The 17597-nt window shown below is 73.0% G+C and carries 16 protein-coding genes; 6 read left to right on the forward strand and 10 right to left on the reverse strand.

Features of this window, described 5'->3' with window-relative positions; translation table 11 throughout:
• Window positions 1-72 precede the first annotated feature (72 nt).
• Window positions 73-1491 (reverse strand): putative glycoside hydrolase family 15 protein, encoded by a 1419-nt coding sequence (locus C2L59_RS18540; protein WP_103350755.1) that lies wholly within the window; start codon window positions 1489-1491, stop codon window positions 73-75.
• Window positions 1473-2903, reverse strand: coding sequence for an exopolysaccharide biosynthesis polyprenyl glycosylphosphotransferase (locus C2L59_RS18545; protein ID WP_103350756.1), 1431 nt, complete (start codon window positions 2901-2903; stop codon window positions 1473-1475). Before C2L59_RS18545 ends, C2L59_RS18540 begins: the two co-directional genes overlap by 19 nt.
• A 276-nt stretch (window positions 2904-3179) precedes the next feature.
• Here C2L59_RS18545 and C2L59_RS18550 point away from each other — a divergent pair, with 276 nt between their 5' ends.
• Entirely contained in the window at window positions 3180-4034 is an 855-nt protein-coding gene (locus tag C2L59_RS18550; RefSeq protein WP_233223556.1) for a glycosyltransferase, read from the forward strand.
• A 5-nt stretch (window positions 4035-4039) separates the two neighbouring features.
• A complete protein-coding gene (locus C2L59_RS18555) occupies window positions 4040-5371 on the forward strand; it encodes an NAD(P)/FAD-dependent oxidoreductase (RefSeq protein ID WP_103350900.1) in 1332 nt (443 codons plus the stop codon).
• Here C2L59_RS18555 and wecB read toward each other — a convergent pair.
• Entirely contained in the window at window positions 5341-6507 is a 1167-nt protein-coding gene (gene wecB / locus C2L59_RS18560) for a non-hydrolyzing UDP-N-acetylglucosamine 2-epimerase (RefSeq protein ID WP_103350758.1), read from the reverse strand. The genes C2L59_RS18555 and wecB overlap by 31 nt on opposite strands.
• Window positions 6508-6670: 163 nt before the next feature.
• Between wecB and C2L59_RS18565 the strand changes: the two genes are divergently transcribed.
• Window positions 6671-7612: a lysyl oxidase family protein gene (locus C2L59_RS18565; RefSeq protein ID WP_103350759.1), complete on the forward strand. Its 942-nt coding sequence runs from the start codon at window positions 6671-6673 to the stop codon at window positions 7610-7612.
• Between the two features lie 205 nt (window positions 7613-7817).
• On the opposite strand, the gene C2L59_RS18570 is transcribed toward C2L59_RS18565, so the two are convergent.
• From C2L59_RS18570 to C2L59_RS18595, 7 genes are all read right to left on the reverse strand, one after another.
• Entirely contained in the window at window positions 7818-8783 is a 966-nt protein-coding gene (locus C2L59_RS18570; RefSeq protein WP_103350760.1) for a sensor histidine kinase, read from the reverse strand.
• Window positions 8780-9628, reverse strand: a complete 849-nt coding sequence (locus C2L59_RS18575; RefSeq protein WP_233223557.1) for an MEDS domain-containing protein — start codon at window positions 9626-9628, stop codon at window positions 8780-8782. Before C2L59_RS18575 ends, C2L59_RS18570 begins: the two co-directional genes overlap by 4 nt.
• Before the next feature lie 85 nt (window positions 9629-9713).
• Window positions 9714-9947 carry a hypothetical protein gene (locus tag C2L59_RS49045; protein ID WP_233223558.1) on the reverse strand — a complete coding sequence of 78 codons (234 nt, stop codon included), beginning with the start codon at window positions 9945-9947 and terminating at the stop codon, window positions 9714-9716.
• Window positions 9948-9955: 8 nt separating this feature from the next.
• A complete protein-coding gene (locus tag C2L59_RS49050; protein ID WP_233223559.1) occupies window positions 9956-10318 on the reverse strand; it encodes a hypothetical protein in 363 nt (120 codons plus the stop codon).
• 34 nt (window positions 10319-10352) lie between these two features.
• Complete coding sequence (locus tag C2L59_RS18585) at window positions 10353-12170, reverse strand: rhamnogalacturonan lyase (RefSeq protein ID WP_103350761.1); 1818 nt, start codon at window positions 12168-12170, stop codon at window positions 10353-10355.
• A gap of 41 nt (window positions 12171-12211) precedes the next feature.
• Window positions 12212-12529, reverse strand: a complete 318-nt coding sequence (locus C2L59_RS18590) for a hypothetical protein (RefSeq protein WP_233223560.1) — start codon at window positions 12527-12529, stop codon at window positions 12212-12214.
• A gap of 29 nt (window positions 12530-12558) precedes the next feature.
• Window positions 12559-14835, reverse strand: coding sequence for a cellulase family glycosylhydrolase (locus C2L59_RS18595; protein WP_103350762.1), 2277 nt, complete (start codon window positions 14833-14835; stop codon window positions 12559-12561).
• Between the two features lie 648 nt (window positions 14836-15483).
• Between C2L59_RS18595 and C2L59_RS49060 the strand changes: the two genes are divergently transcribed.
• The 3 genes from C2L59_RS49060 to C2L59_RS18615 all read left to right on the forward strand — a co-directional run bounded on the left by C2L59_RS49060 (window position 15484) and on the right by C2L59_RS18615 (window position 17578).
• Window positions 15484-15753: a hypothetical protein gene (locus C2L59_RS49060; protein ID WP_233223561.1), complete on the forward strand. Its 270-nt coding sequence runs from the start codon at window positions 15484-15486 to the stop codon at window positions 15751-15753.
• Between the two features lie 167 nt (window positions 15754-15920).
• Entirely contained in the window at window positions 15921-16877 is a 957-nt protein-coding gene (locus tag C2L59_RS18610) for a hypothetical protein (protein WP_103350763.1), read from the forward strand.
• A gap of 332 nt (window positions 16878-17209) precedes the next feature.
• A complete protein-coding gene (locus C2L59_RS18615; RefSeq protein WP_233223562.1) occupies window positions 17210-17578 on the forward strand; it encodes an STAS domain-containing protein in 369 nt (122 codons plus the stop codon).
• The last annotated feature ends 19 nt before the right edge of the window (window positions 17579-17597 follow it).

Consider the following 17597-nt stretch of genomic DNA (forward strand, 5'->3'; position numbering starts at 1 on the left):
CGCGTGATCCGGGGCGGGACTCGCGTGATTGGAGGCGGGACTCGCGTGATTGGGGGGGCATCACGGGGTTGGTCAGCGGGCCCAGAGGGTGCCGACGCGGAACTCGTCTCGGGAGATGCGCCAGGCTCGGGACATGACCCGGGGTGGGTCGACCAGGACGACCGCGTCCGCGGCTTCGAGGGTCAGCGGGGGCGGGGCCGGGGTGGTTGTGGACGTGGGTGAGGTGGGCGAAGAAGGTGAGGTGGGGGTGGAAGAAGAAGGAGCGGTGGGGGGCTGGGTGGGCGAAGGTGCGGCCGTTCGGTTCGGCGCGAGGGCGCCGGGGACGACCAGGCCCGGCGGGGGCGTGACCGTCTGGGTGGCCGCCGTCGTGTTCACCGCGATCCAGCCGTGGGTGAACGTGCGGGACCAGACGCCGTTCGGCAGGCGGCTCGCCGCGTCCACCGCCTCGCCCAGCTCGCTGTCCTGCAGCGCCGACCACTCCGGGTTGCGGTAGTCGTCCGTCGTCGCGCGGGTCCAGCACGTGTGGGGGCCGGCGAGCAGGGCCGCGCTCGCGTAGCCGGCCCGCTCCTCCCGCGCGTTGTGCGTCCGCGTGACCAGCAGCAGCATCGACTCGCCGAGGGCCGCCTGCGCGCGCAGCTCCTGGAACTCGTTGCCGCGGAAGGTGAGCAGCCCGCCGGTCCCGCCGTCCTCGCGGAACCCGAAGTTCTCCTCCATCGCGCCCCCGAACCGGGAGTGCGCGGTCCAGCGGCCCGGCACCAGGTGCGTCTCGGACACGTTGGGCACCAGCAGCTTGTTCGCCTTCGTCAGGGCGTCGCCGGCCTTGGCCAGGAACGCGTCCAGGCCGTCGCGGAGCTTGCGGTCGGTCTCCGCGACGTTCGGGGTGCCCTGCAGCACCGCGGACGAGTAGTGGCTCAGCGAGTTGAAGTCGTTGTCCGCCAGCACCCCGTCCCAGCCCTCGCGCTTCACCTCCGCGACGACGGCGTCGGTCCACGCCTGCTGGTAGTCCGGGTTCCACACCGTCATCTGCCAGTGCTTGGGGTAACCCTGCCACTCGATGCGCCGCCCGTTGACGTCGAGGGCGAACCAGTCCGGGTGGTGCTCCTGCGCGGCGACGTAGCCGATCCCGCTCGGCAGGTAGACGGCGTCCTGGCCGCCGTCGACCGCGCCGGCGTAGTTGCGGGTGCTGGACAGGTCCTTGTACACCAGCACCTGGATCCGCGGGTTGAGCTGGTGCAGCCGGCGCATCGCCGCGCCCTGGTCGGCGTTGAGCACGACGACCTGGTAGCGGCGGGCCGCCGTCTCGATGTCCTGGGCCGTCGGGGGTTTGCCGATCCCGTACCACCACGCGCACGGGGCGAGGGGCTTCGGCGGTGGCGCCGAGATCCCCTGCGCCGCGCTCGGGACGCACCCGGACAGGCAGCCGGCCACCAGGACGGCCGCGGCCGTCCAGCGCGCCAGCGGGTGCCGGCGCGTCAGCGTTGCCTGCGGCACAGCAGTTCTCCCACCGTGAGGATGATGATCTTGACGTCCAGCCACAGCGACCAGTTCGCGATGTAGTAGTTGTCGTAGCGCGCCCGGTCCGCGATCGAGGTGTCGCCGCGCAGCCCGTGCACCTGGGCCAGGCCGGTCAGCCCGGTCGGCACCCGGTGCCGCGCCCAGTACAGGTCGTGCACGGCGGAGAACTCGTGCACGAACACCGGCCGTTCCGGGCGCGGGCCGACCAGGGACATGTCGCCGCGCACGACGTTCCACAGCTGCGGCAGCTCGTCCAAAGAGGACCGGCGGAGGAACCGGCCGACCGGGCCGACCCGGTGGTCGCCGGCGACCGACCAGCGCGTCTGCGAATCGTCGACGGCGGCCTGCCGCACGCTGCGCAGCTTGTAGAGCACGAACGTGCCGCCGTCCATCCCGACCCGCACCTGCCGGAAGAACACCGGGAAGCCGCTTTCGACCGCGACCGCGAGCGCGCAGACCGCGATGACCGGGGCGAGCACGACGAGCGCGGCCACCGCGAGCGCGGTCTCCACCGCGCGCTTGACCCACCAGCTCGGCCGCCGGGTCGGCGCGCCGCCCAGCCACACGAGCGGGTAGCTGCGCAGGCGGTCGACGCCCGGGCCGTCCGGGCAGAGCTCGAACAGGTGCGGCAGCACCAGCGTCACGCACCCGAGCCGGTGGGCGGTGATGGCGGCGTCGACGATCGCGCCGTCCTGGTCGCCGGCGGGGGCGAGGACCACCGTGCCCGCGCCCAGCCGGGCGATGGCGCCGGTCAGGTCGCCGTCGATCCGCTCGACCGGCAGGCCCGCGGGCAGCGGGTCCGGGCCGGACGCCGCGACGCCGACCGGGAGCAGGCCGAACTCCGGATGCTCCAGCATGGTCCGGACCAGCTCGGCGCCGATCCGGCCGGACCCGACCACGACGGCCCGGTCGCAGCGCCGCAGCCGGCGGCGGCCCCACCGGCCGAACGCGAAGACCGCCGGGCGGACGGCTTCGCTGAGCACGGCGAAGCACAGCACGACCTCCTGCATCCGCGCCGTGTCGTCGCCGTCCAGGCCGGCCAGCAGGCCGGCCCCGGTGACGAGCGCGAACGCCAGCGCGGTGGCGGTGACCGAGCGCGGGAGGTCCTGCAGCCAGGAGAGCCAGAGGCGGCGGCGGTGGACCCGGCCGGCCACCCGGGCGCCGGCGAGCGCCACCGCGGTCACCGCCGCGCACGCCGGCCCGGGGCCGGTCCGCAGCACCGCGGTCAGCCACGCCGCGCCGTCGACGGCGGCGAGCAGCACGGCCACGGCGTTGATCCGGGCCAGCAGCGGGCGGGTGCGGGCGGCGGCCCGCGGCCGGACGCCCGGCCGGGTGTGCCGCTGCAGCGGCACCGCTTCCGAGACGACCGTGTCCCTGAGTTCAGTCACCGGTCTCGACCTCTGCTTGACATGAGGATTCCATTCTCGCTTTCTTCACGACTCAGCCATTCGAGGCGACACCGGCACGATCGAGTGAATTTTCCCGCGGACATCCGGAAACACACTCGATCGGGGCGCCCAGCCGACCCGATCCGGTGATTTCCGGAAACACCAAGTAGTTCTGAATGGCAGGCATCCTTCCGAGGGACTTCCGGGGCCACTAAAGAAACCACACAACATAGCCGAATAGCTTTCGACGGCCGCACGAAACCCGAATCCGGCCGGATGACCACACCAGACGAGGACAACCACACGAGGGGAACCGTGGCGCGCGAAGACACCACCCTGGCCACACTGTCCGAACCGGACCTCACGGCGGGCCGGACCGGCGGACGGGCGCACGTCGTGCTGCCCGCGTTCAACGAAGAAGCATCCCTGCCGCCGCTGCTGCGCCGGCTCGCCGACGTGGCCCGCACCGAGCAGGTCACCGTCTGGGTCGTCGACGACGGCTCGGCCGACGCCACCGTCGCCGTGGCCGAGGCCGGCTACGGCGGGCTCGACGTCCGCGTCGTGCGGCACCTGGTGAACCTGGGGCTCGGCCGTGCGGTGCAGTCCGGGCTCCGGGCGGCGCTGGACGACGCGAGCCCCGACGACATCGTCGTCGTGATGGACGCCGACGACACGCACGACCCGGCGCTGATCCGGGCGCTGCAGGCGGAGATCACCGCCGGCGCGGACGTCGCCATCTGCTCCCGGTTCGTCCCGGGCGGCGACGACCGGACCGCCCCGTTCGGGCGGCGGCTGCTGTCCCGCGGCGCGGCCCAGCTGTTCCACCGCGCCCTCGACGTCGACGGCGTCCGCGACTTCACCAGCGGCTACCGCGCCTACCGGGCGTCGCTGCTGGCGCGCGCGTCGGCCCACTGGGGCGAGCGGCTCATCGAGGAGCAGGGGTTCGCCTGCATGGTGGAGCTGCTGCTCAAGCTCCGCCACTGCCGCCCGGTGATCACCGAGGTCCCGCTGGCCCTGCGGTACGACCGGAAACAGGGACCCAGCAAGCTGAAGCTGCGGCGGACCGTGGTGCAGTACGTGAAACTGCTCGCCCGCGACCGGCTCAGCCCGGCGCCCTACCGGAAGCTGTGACCCCGGTGACCGACCCTGCCACACCCCCGCACGTCGCCGTGATCGGCGGCGGCATCTGCGGCCTCGCCGCCGCCCATCGCCTCGTCCGCCGCGGCACCCGCGTGACCCTGCTGGAAAGCAGCGACCAGCTCGGCGGCCTCGGCACGTTCTTCGCCTGCGACGACCGGTGGGTCGAGCGGTTCTACCACTGCATCATGCCCTCCGACGTGAGCCTGCTGGCCCTGCTGGGCGAACTCGGCCTGCGGGACTCCGTGCGGTGGCGCGACACGACCATGGGCATGGTCGTCGAGGGCCGCCGGCACCCGTTCAACTCCGCCCTCGACCTGCTCCGGTTCTCCGCGCTGGGGCTGCCCGACCGCGTGCGCTTCGGCGTGGTTTCGCTGCTGCTGCGCCGGTTGGGGCAGGGCCGCGACCTCGACACCCTGCGCACCGAGGACTGGCTGCGCGGGCTGTACGGCGACGTCGTCTGGGAACGGCTGTTCGCGCCGATGTTCGGCTCGAAGTTCGGCCCGGCCTTCGGGGACGTGCCGGCGCTGTACCTGTGGCAGCGGCTGGGCCGGGAGCGCAACGTCGCCACCCGCGGCTACCCGGACGGCGGCTACAAGACGATCATCGACGCGCTGCGGGCGTCGATCGAAGGGGCCGGCGGCACCGTGCGCACGGAAACCCCCGTGCGGCGGCTGCACAGCACGGGCGGACGCTCGGTCCTCACCCTGACCGGCGGCGAGGTGCTGGACGCCGACCACGTCGTCTCCACCGTGCCGCTGCCCCTGCTGCGGCGCATCGCCGACGACGCGCTCGCCGCCCGGCTGCCCACGACCGACCTGCCGTACCAGGGCGTGGTCACCGGCGTGTTCTTCCTGCGGGAGCCGGTCACCGAGCACTACTGGACCCCGGTGCTGCACTCGGGCACGGAGTTCGACGGCGTCGTCGCGATGTCCGCGCTGGCCGGCAGCGAGGCCTACGGCGGCCGGCACGTCGTGTACGTCATGCACTACACCGACCGCGATTCGCAGCTGTACCTGGACGACGACGCGGCGATCGCGGCGCGCTGGTCGGCCCAGCTGCGCGGCCTGTACCCCGAGCTCGGGCCGGACGGCATCGAGGACGTGCGGGTGTTCAAGGCGCCGTTCGTGGAACCGGTGTACCCGCTCGGCTACCTCGCCGCGCGGCCGCCGGTGACCGTGGACGGCACGAACCTGCTGCTGGCCACCACGGCCCACGTCTACCCGGACGTGACGAGCTGGAACTCGAGCGTGGCGCTCGCGAACGACGTCACCAGCCGGATCCCGGCCGCGTGGGAGGATCAGCCGGCGGTCGCCGAGGCCGCCCGCTGAGCGAGCAGCGGGCCGAGGGCGGCCACGACCCGCGCGGAGGCGGACCCGTCGCCGTACGGTGACGGCAGGTGCCGGAGGCGCTCCCGGTGGCCGGCGACGTCGTCGAGCCACCGGGCGACCTCGGCGCCGATCCCCGGCCCGGGCAGCACCCGCGTCCCGAACGTGCCGGCGATCTCCGGCCGCTCGGTGCTGCGCCGCACGACGACGACCGGTCGCTTGAGGACACTCGCTTCCTCTTGGATGCCACCGGAATCGGAGACGATCACCGCGGCTTCCGCGGCCAGCGCGAGGAACGCCGGGTACGCCTGGGGTTCCAGCTCGACGAGCCGGTCGAGCAGGGGCCGCAGCCCGGCCTCCTCGACGCTCCTGGCCGTGCGGGGGTGCAGCGGGAACACCACCGGCAGCGGCAGGCGGCCCAGCTCGCGCAGGATCACGGCCAGCCGTGCGGGGTCGTCGACGTTCTCCGGGCGGTGGATGGTGGCCAGCACGAACCGGTCGCGCGCCAGGCCACGGGCGGCCAGGACGGAACGCCGGTCCTCGGCGGAGGGCAACGCCGCCTGCAGCGCTTCGACGACGGTGTTGCCGGTGACGGCGATCCGGCCGGCGGGCACGTTTTCCGCCAGCAGGTTCGCGCGGTTGAGCTCGGTCGGCGCGCAGCAGAGGTCGGCGAGGTGGTCGATCAGCACGCGGTTGTGCTCTTCGGGCATCGCCCGGTCGTGGCTGCGCAGCCCGGCTTCCACGTGCACCAGCGGCAGGTCGTGCGCGTTGGCCGCCAGCGCGCCGGCGAGCGCGGACGTCGTGTCGCCCTGCACGACGACCACCCGGCCGGGGCGGGCCGCCAGCACCTCGTCGACCGCGCTGACCGTCCGGCCGAGCTGGCCCCCGCGGCGGCCGGCCCCCACCCCGAGTTCGCGGAACCGGTCCGAGGGCGGCAGGTCCGCGCGGATGCGCGCGTAGAGCGAGCGGTCGTAGTGCTGTCCGGTGTAGACGACGGCGCAGTCGTCCCCGAGCAGCCGCATCAGCGGGGCGAGCTTGATCAGCTCCGGCCGCGTGCCGCAGACCAGGGTGATCCCGCCACCGCCGGCGGGCAGCGTTTCCGGGGCTCTGTCACGGAAATCCGCGGTGGTCGTCGGCATGCGCAGGTCCTTCCGGGGCGGGGAGTTCGCCCGCACGTTACTGACCGGAACCGCCGAACCGGGGGCGACTCAGTCGATCGAGTGACATTGCGGTGTCGCCATCGGGGAATTGCGGTGGCCCTAGAATGATCCCCGTCGGAATACCGGACAGGACGGTCCCCTCTTGCTCAAGAAACTCGTGGTATCGGCGGTCGTCGCGCTTTCGGCCGTCGTTTCCGCCTCGGCTCCGCAGGCCGGCGAGGGCCCGGACTACCTGCTCCCCGACCTGCGCCAGGCGCTGCCGGGGTGCCCCGGCGGCAGCGGCGGGCTGCTGACGACGTGCACGGCCTGGGACGTGTGCCCGGTGATCGATCCGGCCACGCCCAACGGCCCCTGCGTCGACGCGTCCGTGGCGAAGGCCGTCCGGCTGCGGTTCACCAGCGCGGAGGAGAACGTCGGCGACGGGCCGCTGCTGCTCTTCGGCCGCCGCGACAGCACGAAGCAGGACACCATGACCGTCCGCCAGGCGCTGCGCAGCAGCACCGACGGCTCGATCCCGGGCGGCTACCCGGCGGCGCAACGCGCCAGCCACGCGTTCACGTACTACGAACCGGCGCCCGCCCACCAGCACTGGCACCTGATGAACTTCGAGCACTTCGCGCTGGTGTCCCCGCAGGGCAAGACCGTGGTCACCGACCGCAAGAACGGCTTCTGCCTCGGCGACCGGTTCCAGGTGGCCGACGCCGGCCGGCTCGCCCGCGTGCCCGGCGGCACCGGCCCCGACGCCGACCTGGCCGCGACCCTGCGCGACAACATGTGCCGCCACCACGAGCCCGGCGCCCTCGACGTGCTCGAAGGGATCTCGGTCGGGTCGGGCGACGACTACAAGTACACCGTCGACTTCCAGTGGCTGGACATCACCCGCGTCCCGGCCGGCACCTACGACCTGGTGAACACGGTGAACGCCGACCGCACGCTGCTGGAGACGGACTACCGCAACAACTCCTCGGCGGTCGCGGTGTCCATCAGCTGGCCGCACGGCCAGCCCAAGGCGGGCCAGCCGATCCAGACCGCACCGGTCGTGCGGTTCCTCCGGGGTTGTCCGGGTCAGCCCCGCTGCGCCTGAGCCGGCGGCGGGCCAGCCGATCCAAGCAGCGCCGTTCGCGCGGTTCCTTCACGGCTGCCCCGGTCAGCCCCGCCACCCCGGCCAGGCCAAGCCGAGCCAGCCGACCCGGCCGGCTCCCTCCGCGGCTGCCCCGGTCAGCCCCGCCACCCCGGCCAGGCCAAGCCGAGCCAGCCGACCCGGCCGGCTCCCTCCGCGGCTGCCCCGGTCAGCCCCGCGGTACCGGAGCCGGCAGCCGCCCTGCCGCGAGGCGGACCGTGAAGCCGGTCTCGTCGTGGTGCAGGGTGACCTGGGCACAAACCTGATGCGCGATCCACAGCCCGCGGCCGCCGACCCGGCGGTCGGCGGGGAGCAGACCGGCGAACGGGTCGTCGGGCCCCTCGCCGGAGTCGTGCACCGCGACGACCACGTGCTCGGCGTCGGCCCAGATGCGCACCCGGACCGGGGGGCGGCCGTGGCGCAGGGCGTTGTCGACGATCTCGCTGACCGCCAACACCAGGTCGTCGAGTTCGCCTTCGGGCAGGGTGGCCGGGCCGGCGGCCACGACGGCCCGGCGCGCGACCGATGGCCGGGGGTCGGCCAGCTCCACCCACGGCTCGGTGAGCTCGATCGGGAGCGGCGTCAACGGCCGCTGGACGGTCAGGAACGACAGCGGGTCGATGTACCCGGTGTTCGTGTGGTGGCCGCCGTCGGGGGTGGCGACGAAGGGGTGGGTGCGGGCGACGTCGTCGAGGACGTGCCGGGGTGTCGTGCGGATGTCGTAGGCGCAGATGCTGCGCAGCGGGAACTCGTCGTAGGCGTGGTTGACGGCCGCCTCGTAGCGGGCCCACCAGTCCCAGGACGTGTCGATCGCCGCCTGCGGGAGCTCGCCGAAGATGCGGATGCCGGCGGCGCCGCCGGCGACGAACCCGGCCATCATGTCCCGGTAGGACCGGATGGCCGCCGCGGGCCGCGCGTACAGGTCGCCCGCGGCCAGGTAGTCCACCCGCGCGGCCGCCGGCAGGGCGCTGCGCACCAGCTCGGCACGCTCCGGCTCCAGGGACACGACGGTCGGCTCGCCGGCCGCGAGCCCCCGCTCGAGGAAGGGCACCGCGACGGCGAGCAGCTCGGCGTCGGAGGTGTAGTGGACGGCGGCGTGGTCGTACCCGCGGGCGGCCACCCGGCCGGCGCTCACGCGGCGCGCTCCACGCGGACGCCGGGCAGGTCGAGCAGCTCGACGAGCCGGGCCGGGGTGGACAGCTGCGTGCGCAGGACGACCGTGGCGGCGTGCCGCTCGGCGTAGTCGGCCAGCGCGAACAGGCTGCGGTGGTCGACGAAGCCGAGCCCGGTGGCGTCGATCTCGATCGTGCCCGCCGAGGCCCGCAGGCCGGCGCGTTCCAGGGCCAGCGGCCAGAGCCCGCGGGACTCCAGGTCGAGGTCCCCGTCCAGCGCGGCGGTGCTCCCGTCGCGCCCGTGTCCGTGCAGGTGGAAGGGGGTCGCGCCCTCGCTGGCGTGGGGGTGCATGCAGGCGAGCTGCGCGACGACCTCGCCGCCGAGCTCGCCGACGTCGTAGGCGCACATCGCCGACATCGGGTGGGCGGCCATGTAGTGGTCCACCAGGTGCTCGTAGCGGGCGAAGGCGTCGACCTGGGCCGGGGTGCGCGCCAGCGACGTCACGTCGGCCGCGACCCGCAGCCCCGTGAACCCGGCGGCCAGCGCCTCGGAGGTGGCCGCCGCGTAGCGCTCCACCTGGCCGGCCGGGTCGACGACGGTGCCCGTGCGGTAGGTCTTATCGACCGAGGTGACCTGCACGGCGCCGCTGTCCAGGCCCTCGCCGCACCGGTCGTCCTCGCGCAGCTGGCCGGTCAGGGCCGCCTCGTCACCCGGGGCGACGTAGAGGACCCGCTCGCCGGCGGCCAGGCCCTCGGCCAGGAACTCCTGCGCGTGGGCGACGAACTCGGCCCGGCGGCGGTACCCCCGGCACACGTGGTCGCGGGCCCGCGGCGAGGGCCCGCGCTCCTGCTCGGTCGGCTTCAGCACGCACCGAGCCTACGCCGCCGGACCGGCGTCCGTGGCTCAGGCGTACCCGGACCCGGCCGGTGCACGGCTGAAAGCGGTTCCCTCGTCAGGACTCGAAGGCGCCCGGATCAGGCGCCTTCCCGGTGTACGGCAGACCGACGTCGACCCCCTTGTCGATCAGGCTGCTGCCCGCGGCCAGGCGCAGGTGGGGCAGCACCGGCAGGCTGCCGTCGGCCTGGCGCCGGGCGTCCCAGCCGGTCGTCGAGACGCTCCGGAACTGCGCGTCCGACAGGGTGACGCCGAGGTTCCACGAGTTGCACGAGGCGTTCGTGCCGGACATGTTCGGCGTCAGCGTGCCCTGGTAGGCGAGGTTGTTGCGCAGGTTCCCGAGGCCGACCGCCGCACCGGCGGAGGTGATGCACCGAAGCCGTCCGCGCTTTCCCCGGCGCCGTTGAACGTGCGCGGGTCGTAGTTGTCGTGGGCATCGGAATCGACGACGAAGTTCCCGCCGCCGTCCTGGACGAAGATGCCAGGTCCCATGTTGTTGTGCAGGTCGAGCCGTTCGAAGGTGTTGTCGCTGCCGGAGATCCAGTCGCCCCACGACTCGTGGTTCAGGTTGTTGTTCTGGGGCACGCCCTTGACTTCCAGGCCCTTGAGGTGGAGGTGGTTCCCGGTGACGTCGAAGCCCTTGATCCGGCAGTCGTCGCTCACCCGGGAGAAGTCGAAGACCAGCCTGGCAACGCCATCACCGCGCCAACGCGAAACTGGCGTGCGGTGGCTGGTTGTAAGCCGTGTTCTGCCACGCGACGGCCTCGCGGTACTGGCGGTCCTGCATCAGGGACACGTGCGAGATGCTCGTCGCGTCCGTGGTCGAGTAGATCCGCAGCGCCCGGTTGTCCGAGGTCGGCCAGATGCCCTCCTCGCGCCAGTCACCGAACAGGTCGGCCTGCAGCGACGGCGTGCTCTTGGTGCCGTTGTTCGCGTGCACATCGGAGCCGGTGAGCAGCCGGGTGTCGCCGCCGGTGCCGTACTTGTCGATGTGGGTGCCGTCCAGCAGCTCGCGCTGGGCGTCGCCGTCCCAGTAGATGACGAAGTTCGTCGACGACGGCTTGCGCCCGATGTTCTGGCCGCTGGTGTTCAGCAGCCCGGACACCGCGGACGACCACGATTCGGCGCCGGGGCTGCCGGCGTAGATGTCGTCGGAGACACCACGTCCGTTGTCGCAGTTGCAGGAGGTGTTCTGCCAGATGATCTGCCCGGTCTTCGCGTCGGCCATCCAGGCGGCGGGCTTGGCCTTGTCTTCGTCCACTTTGAACTCTTCCAGCCCGGCCCGGCTCGGGATCAGGTCGCCGACGTGCATGGCGTCACCGTGGCCCATCCGGGTGTTCCACAGTGGACTGCCGTTGTCGTCGATCGCCATGGCGCCGAAGACGATCTCGTCGCGGCCGTCGCCGTCGGCGTCCGCGATGGCCAGCTGGTGGTCGCCCTGGCCGGTGTACTGCGAGCCGGCCGAGTTCGAGTCGAACTTCCACCGCTCGGTCAGCGCGCCGCCGCGGAAGTCCCAGGCCGCGATGACCGTGCGCGTGTAGTAGCCGCGGCTCATGATCAGGCTCGGGTGCGACCCGTCCAGGTAGGCCGTCCCGGCGAGGAACCGGTCGACGCGGTTGCCGTAGCTGTCGCCCCACGAGGACACCGTGCCGCGCGGCGGGTCGTAGTTCACCGTGGACACCGCGGCGCCGGTCTGCCCGTTGAACATCGTCAGGAACTCCGGGCCGGAAAGGACGTACCCGCTGGAGTTGCGGTAGTCGGCGCTCCCGTTCCCGAGCACCTGGCCGGTGCCCGAACGGGTGCCGTCCGCGGTCTTCATCGCGACCTCGGCCTTGCCGTCGCCGTCGTAGTCGAAGACCTGGAACTGCGTGTAGTGCGCGCCGGCACGGATGTTGCGGCCGAGGTCGACCCGCCAGAGCCGGGTGCCGTCGAGCCGGTAGGCGTCGACGTAGACGTTGCCGGTGTAGCCCGACTGCGAATTGTCCTTGGAGTTGGTCGGGTCCCACTTCAGGACGATCTCGTACTGGCCGTCGCCGTCGAGGTCACCGGCACTGGCGTCGTTCGCGGTGTAGGTGTAGCTCTCCCCGGCCGGGGTGGTGCCGCCGGCGGGCGGCTGGATCGGGATGTCCCGGGTGCTCGCCGCGGCGCCGCTGGTCAGGGTGAGCGACTCCTCGGCGGCGAAGGCCGACATCCGTTCGACCCCGCCGACCACCGCGCGCACGGTGTACCGGGCTCCCGCGGGCGCGCCCGCGTCCACGAAGGCGGTCGGCCCGGTGACCGGCTCGGCGGTCACCCGGGTCCCGTCGCGGTAGACGGTGAACGCCACCCCGGCCGGGTCGTCGGCCAGCAGCCGCCAGCCGACGGTGTTGCCCTGGGCGGTGTGGACGCTGACCACCCCGCGGTTCAGCCGGTCGATCTGCGGCGCGGTGGCCGCACCGGTGGCGGGGGCGGGCATCAGGCCCGCCGCGACCACGGCCGCGGCGGCCACGACGAGCCGCCTGCTCGAGTTGCGCATGGGTACTCCGTTCCTGGGTCAGCGCAGAAAGGGGACGAGGTTCAGCTCACGGATGCCCTGCACGACGAGGGCCGACAGCTGCCCGAGCTCTCACCGGAGCCTGCGTAGCCGGCGATCACGGCACCGCTGCGCACCGCGGTGGGCAGGACCTGACCCCAGCCGGTGCAGGGGGCGGTGGGCTGGTCGCAGACGGTCGAACCGCCGGCCAGGTACGTCACCAGCGGGGCGCCGCCCTGGCCGGTGGGCTGTCCCTCCGGGTTGCGCACGTTGACCGTGACGGCCGCGGCCACCGCCGGTGCGGGAACCAGGGTGACCGCGGCCAGGCCGGCGAGAACGACCGCTCGCTGCCGGAAGGGCATGAGGACTCCTTTGTCCTGAGTGGCTGTGTTCAGCCGGCCGAACAGGTGCTCCCGTTGAGCGTGAACGCCGTCGGCGCCGGGTTGGTGCCGACGGACGTGCCGTTGAAGCCGATGCCGGTCGAGGCGTTCGGCGCCAGCGTGTCGTTATAGCTCAGGTTCCTGGCGGTGACGGCGGCACCGGACTGGGTGAAGGTGGCACCCCAGCCGGGCAGGGTCACCTGCTGGCCGCCGGCGAAGCTGAAGGCCAGCGTCCAGCCGGTGACCGCGCTCGTGCCGGTGTTGGTGATGGTGACGTTGGCGGTGAACCCGTTGCCCCCGCCCCAGTTCGAAGCGGCGTAGGCCACCTTGCACGCGCCGCCGCTGCCCGCGCTCGTCGTCGCCGTCACGGCTCCGGAGGCGGCCGAGGTGTTCCCGGCGGCGTCCCGGGCCCGTACCTGGTACCGGTACGTGCTCGAAGCGGCGAGCCCGCTGTCGGTGAACGACGTCGTCGCGGCCGAACCGACCACGGCGAACGTCCCGCCGCTCGCCCCCGGCGCCCGGAGGACGTCGTAGCCGGTGACGCCGACGTTGTCGGTCGACGCCGTCCAGCTCAGCGTGGCCCCGCTGGCGGTCACCCCGGACACGACCGGCGTGCCGGGGACGGACGGCGCCTGGGTGTCGGCCGGGCCGCCGCCGTAGACGGTGGCTTCCTTCGACGTCTGCCGGATCCCGTTGGCGCCGTTGAGGAACCGGTCGCCCCACGTCGTCAGGCTGGCCGGATCGAAGTTGTTCGTCATGTCGAGGTAGGCGACGTCGCTGCTGTTGCCGCTCCACGACCAGCCGAGGTAGCCGAGGCCGCGGGCCTGCGCCTGGGCCATGATCGTGTCCTCGTCGGGGTTGCCGTCGGTGTGCATGCTCCCGAACTCGCCGACGACCAGCGGCAGCCCGGCGGTGCGGAAACTGTCGAAGTACGCGGTGATCTCGGCCGCGGTGTCGTAGACGCCGTACATGTGGATGGAGAACACGGTGTTGCGCTGCGGGTCGGCGTCGAACACCGTGGCCGCGTTGTCTCGCATGATGTTCTGCCAGTCCTGACCCCACATCGGCGCGTCGGCCAGCAGCAGGTGCTGCAGCCCGGCGGCGCGCAGCCGCTTGATCGCGTTGCTCGTCGCGGTCGTCCAGGTCGCGCTGACCTGCTGGTCGTTGCCGAACGGCTCGTTGCCCAGGTTGATCGCGACGTAGTTTTCCTGCCCCTGCAACGCGCCGGCGACGCTGATCCAGTAGCTCGCCGCCTGGTCGAGGGTGGCGGCGCCGCTCTGCTCGCCGTACCCGGTGGTGTCGTGCACTTCGAGCACGCAGATCAGGCGGTTCTGCTTGCACTGCCCGATGACGCCGGTGACTTCGGCGGCCGGCGTCGGTCCCCACCGCTGCCCGCTGCCGAGCACGACCCGGACGGTATTCGTACCGAAGGACTTGATGTCGGCGAAGGCCCGGTTCTGGGCCGGGTACCAGACGTAGGCGTGGTTCACTCCGCGCATCACGAACGGGCTGCCGTTGGCTTCGAGGATCCGGGTCCCGTCGACGTGGAGGCCGGTCGCGGCCGGCGTGTCCGTGCCGAGCGCCGCCACCAGCGCCGGGTACCAGCGGCTCTCCATCTTCTGGATACCGGTGGTGCTGTTCGGGTGCACGCCGTCGCCGGTGTCGGCCGCGGTGTCGAACCCGGTCCACTGATCGACCACGGTGATCGGCGACGCCGCGGTGGAGTGCGCCTGCGCCCAGCCGGGGATGGCGTTGTTCAGGTCCACCACCCGCTGCCCGCACGCGGCGCAGTTGCCCGGGTTCATCGGGATGATCTTGGCGACGATCAGCTTGGTCGCCGGGTTGGCCGCCCGCAGCTGGCCCAGCAGCGTGGTGTAGGCGTCCAGGATCGTGCTCGCCGGGATGTTGTTCCAGACGTCGTTGGTGCCCAGGTGCATCAGGACGATGTCCGGGTGCGTGGCCGACAGCCAGCCGGGCAGCTGGTTGTCGCGGACGATCCCGGTCGCCAGGAACCCGCCGTGGCCCTCGTTGTCGCCGTCGTAGGGGAACCCGCAGCCCTGGGCCGGCAGCGTGCCGACGAAGTCGACGTCGGTGTGGCCGGTGTCCTGGAGGTGCTTCCACAGCAGGGCGCGCCAGCAGCCGGGTGACCCGGTGATGGAGTCGCCGAGCGCCATGACCCGCGCGGGGGCGGCGGCCGCACGGGCCGCGGGAGGCCCGGCAGGCGCCACGACGGCGCAGGCGGCCAGCAGCAGGCCGGCCACCACCGCGCGGAGGAATCGCCAGTTCATTACCGACCTCCTGGAGACGGACTCGACAGGAACAGGACCGAGGTGGGAGCGCTCCCACGGTAACACGGGAGACAGCCGCCGGACACCGGCCGCGGCGGCCGAAATCCGTTGGCTTGCTTAACGGTTAAGCTGCTGGGCCGATAGGTTGAAAGCGTTTTCTCGATACCGCCGCCGGTCCTCTGCCGACGTCGGTCATGACCGGCGCACCCGCCGCGGCCGGCGGCTCGACTCCCGGACCACCAGCTCCGGGGTGAACACGACGTGCCGGTGCTCGTGCTCGGCCGGCGCCTGCGACTCGGCGATGACCAGGGCCGCCGCCGCGCGCCCGAGCTCGTGCCCGCCCGGCCAGCCGGATCGCGTCGCGGGCGCCGTGGTGGCGTTCGGCGGCCTGGTGGACCCCGGCCGGGCCGGACGGTGTGCGCCGACTCGTGCTCGTTCGACGTGCCCGGGGGCGCCCGATGATCCGGCCCGGGGACACGGCGCTGACCCAGCCGGCGCACGACGACAGGCAGACCACCGAAGCCGGCTACCGCGCCAACCTCGCCACCCTGATCGACGGTGTCCGGGCGCAGGGCGGCGCGCCGGTGCTGGTCACGCCCCGGTGCGGCACCGGTTCGGCCCGGACGGGAGCTCACGCCGCTCGGCCTGGTGGTCAACAACCTGGGCGTCGACCTGCCCGCGGTGCTGCGGGACGTCGCCCGGCAGCAGCGGATCCCGCTGCTCGACCTGACCGCGCGCAGCCGGGCCCTGCTGGAAAGCCTGGGCGAGGCGGCGTCCTGGCCGCTGTACCTGACGGTCGCGCACGACGGCGTCGAGGACGCGACGCACCTGAGCCGCTACGGCGCCGAGGTGTTCGTCGCCCTGGTCGCGCGGGCCGCCGCCCAGGCCCGGTTGCCACTGGCGCGGTTCCTGCGCTGACCACCGCACCCAGCCGAAGTCCACATCGGACGGTCAGGCGCCCGCTGTCGCGGCGCACCGACAGGTGATTCCCCGGACGGCTCAGTTTCCGCGCGGGCCGCCCGGGGTACTCCCGTCTCGCCGGCAACGACGACTGACCGTGCGTGCGAACCGCGCGAGGTGAGGTCATGGTGACGATGACGGGTGATGGCGGGTCCCTTCCGATCGGCATCGAAACCGCCGATGTCGCAGAGCTGGAAGCAGCGGTCGGCGTCCTGCGTGCGCTGGACTACCGGCAGGGCGGCGGGTTCTGCCGCGACGCCGTCCGGGTGGTCAAGACGGCGAGTCTCCTGCTGCACTGGGGGACGGTGCCGGACCGGTTGCGCGCGCGGCTGCACACGGTCCTGGCCGACGTGCACAACCTGCTGGGCTGGACGGAGTTCGACACCGGCCACCCGGTCCCCGCGCGCCGCCGGTTCGAGCGTGCGCTCGCGCTCGCGGCCGAAGCGGGCAACGACAGCCTGGAAGCGAACATCCACTACCGGCTCGGCCGCGTGCACCTGCACCACCACGACGCCCCGGGCGCGCTGGCCGAGTTCGCCCGCGGCCGCGCGGCGGCCCGGCGCTCGGGCTCCCGCCGCGCGACGGCCATCCTCGCGGCCAACGAAGCCTGGGCGTTCGCCATGGGCGGCGACGAACGGACCGCGCTGACCTGCCTGGCGGAGGCCGAGGCGGCGTTCGCCGAGGCGGACGGGTGGCCGGAGCCGCGCCCGTGGGAGGCGTTCTTCGGCGACGCGGACATGGCGGCGATGCGCGGCACGGTGCTGACGGAACTGGCCGGCGGCCACCACGGCGAAGCGATCACGGAGCTGACGGCCGCGGCGGCCCGCTACGGCGCGGACATGGCCCGCAGCCGCTCGCTGACGTTGATCATGCTGGCCCAGAACCACGCAAGCCGCGGCGACTTCGACGAGGCCACCCGCATCGGCACCGAGGCGATCGACCTGGCCACCCACGTCGGCTCGGTACGGCCGAAGGACCGGTTGGCCCCGCTCGAGCGGCTGCTGCTCGAGCACCACGGCGACCCGGCGGTGAAGACGCTGTCGGACCGGATCGCGCGGTATCGGTCCGAGCCGCTGAACTGAGTGCCGCTTCCGGCGCTCTCGGCCGAAGGTTTCCGGCGAGCGAAACCGCACCCGGGCGGCCGCTCAGCCACCCTCGATGCCGCCCGCGGCGACCGCGGCGGCCGGGGCGCAGCCGCTCGGCCGGCCCGGATGCGCACGGCCGCAACCCCCGCCGGTCAACTCCGGCAACTCGCCCCACCCCAGCCGGAGCGCCGCGCGGTGACGCGCGCCCATTCGGGTCACGAAGCGATGTTTGCCCATCGGCAGGCCGGGGTATGACCGATCCGGAGAGGACTGACCAAGAAAGGAGACCGGCATGGCATCACGGTCGGCTGAGCAGTCGGGGCGTCACCGTGACGTCTGACGGCAACCGGATCCGGCCCCAGGACCTCCTGCACGTGACGGCGGAGCGCACCGGGGACGCGGTCGTGCTGGCGGTGGCGGGCGAGCTCGACCTGCTCAGCGCCCCCCTGCTGAGCGACGAGATCGCCACGGCACTGGCCGACGCGCCGGCGCGGCTGGTGATCGACCTGTCCGAAGTGTCCTTCCTCGCCTCCATCGGCATCACCGTCCTGGTCGAGGCGCGCCGCACCGCCGGCCCCGCCACCGGCGTCCGGGTCGTCGCGCCCGAAGCCGGGATCGTGCACCGGACCCTCGGCCTGACCGGCCTGCACGACGCGCTGGGCGTCGCCACCACCCGGGCCGCCGCGCTCGCCGGGTGACCAGGGGGCAGGATGTCCC

This window comes from Amycolatopsis sp. CA-128772 (assembly GCF_002904295.1).
GTDB lineage: Bacteria > Actinomycetota > Actinomycetes > Mycobacteriales > Pseudonocardiaceae > Amycolatopsis.

Bases quoted from the DNA above. Each gene is read 5' to 3' on its own strand.
- C2L59_RS18550 (WP_233223556.1), top strand. From the start codon at position 3,180: ATGACCACACCAGACGAGGACAACCACACGAGGGGAACCGTGGCGCGC.
- wecB (WP_103350758.1), bottom strand. From the start codon at position 6,507: ATGCCGACGACCACCGCGGATTTCCGTGACAGAGCCCCGGAAACGCTG.
- C2L59_RS49045 (WP_233223558.1), bottom strand. From the start codon at position 9,947: ATGTCCGGCACGAACGCCTCGTGCAACTCGTGGAACCTCGGCGTCACC.
- C2L59_RS18585 (WP_103350761.1), bottom strand. From the start codon at position 12,170: ATGCGCAACTCGAGCAGGCGGCTCGTCGTGGCCGCCGCGGCCGTGGTC.
- C2L59_RS18590 (WP_233223560.1), bottom strand. From the start codon at position 12,529: ATGCCCTTCCGGCAGCGAGCGGTCGTTCTCGCCGGCCTGGCCGCGGTC.
- C2L59_RS18595 (WP_103350762.1), bottom strand. From the start codon at position 14,835: ATGAACTGGCGATTCCTCCGCGCGGTGGTGGCCGGCCTGCTGCTGGCC.
- C2L59_RS18610 (WP_103350763.1), top strand. From the start codon at position 15,921: ATGGTGACGATGACGGGTGATGGCGGGTCCCTTCCGATCGGCATCGAA.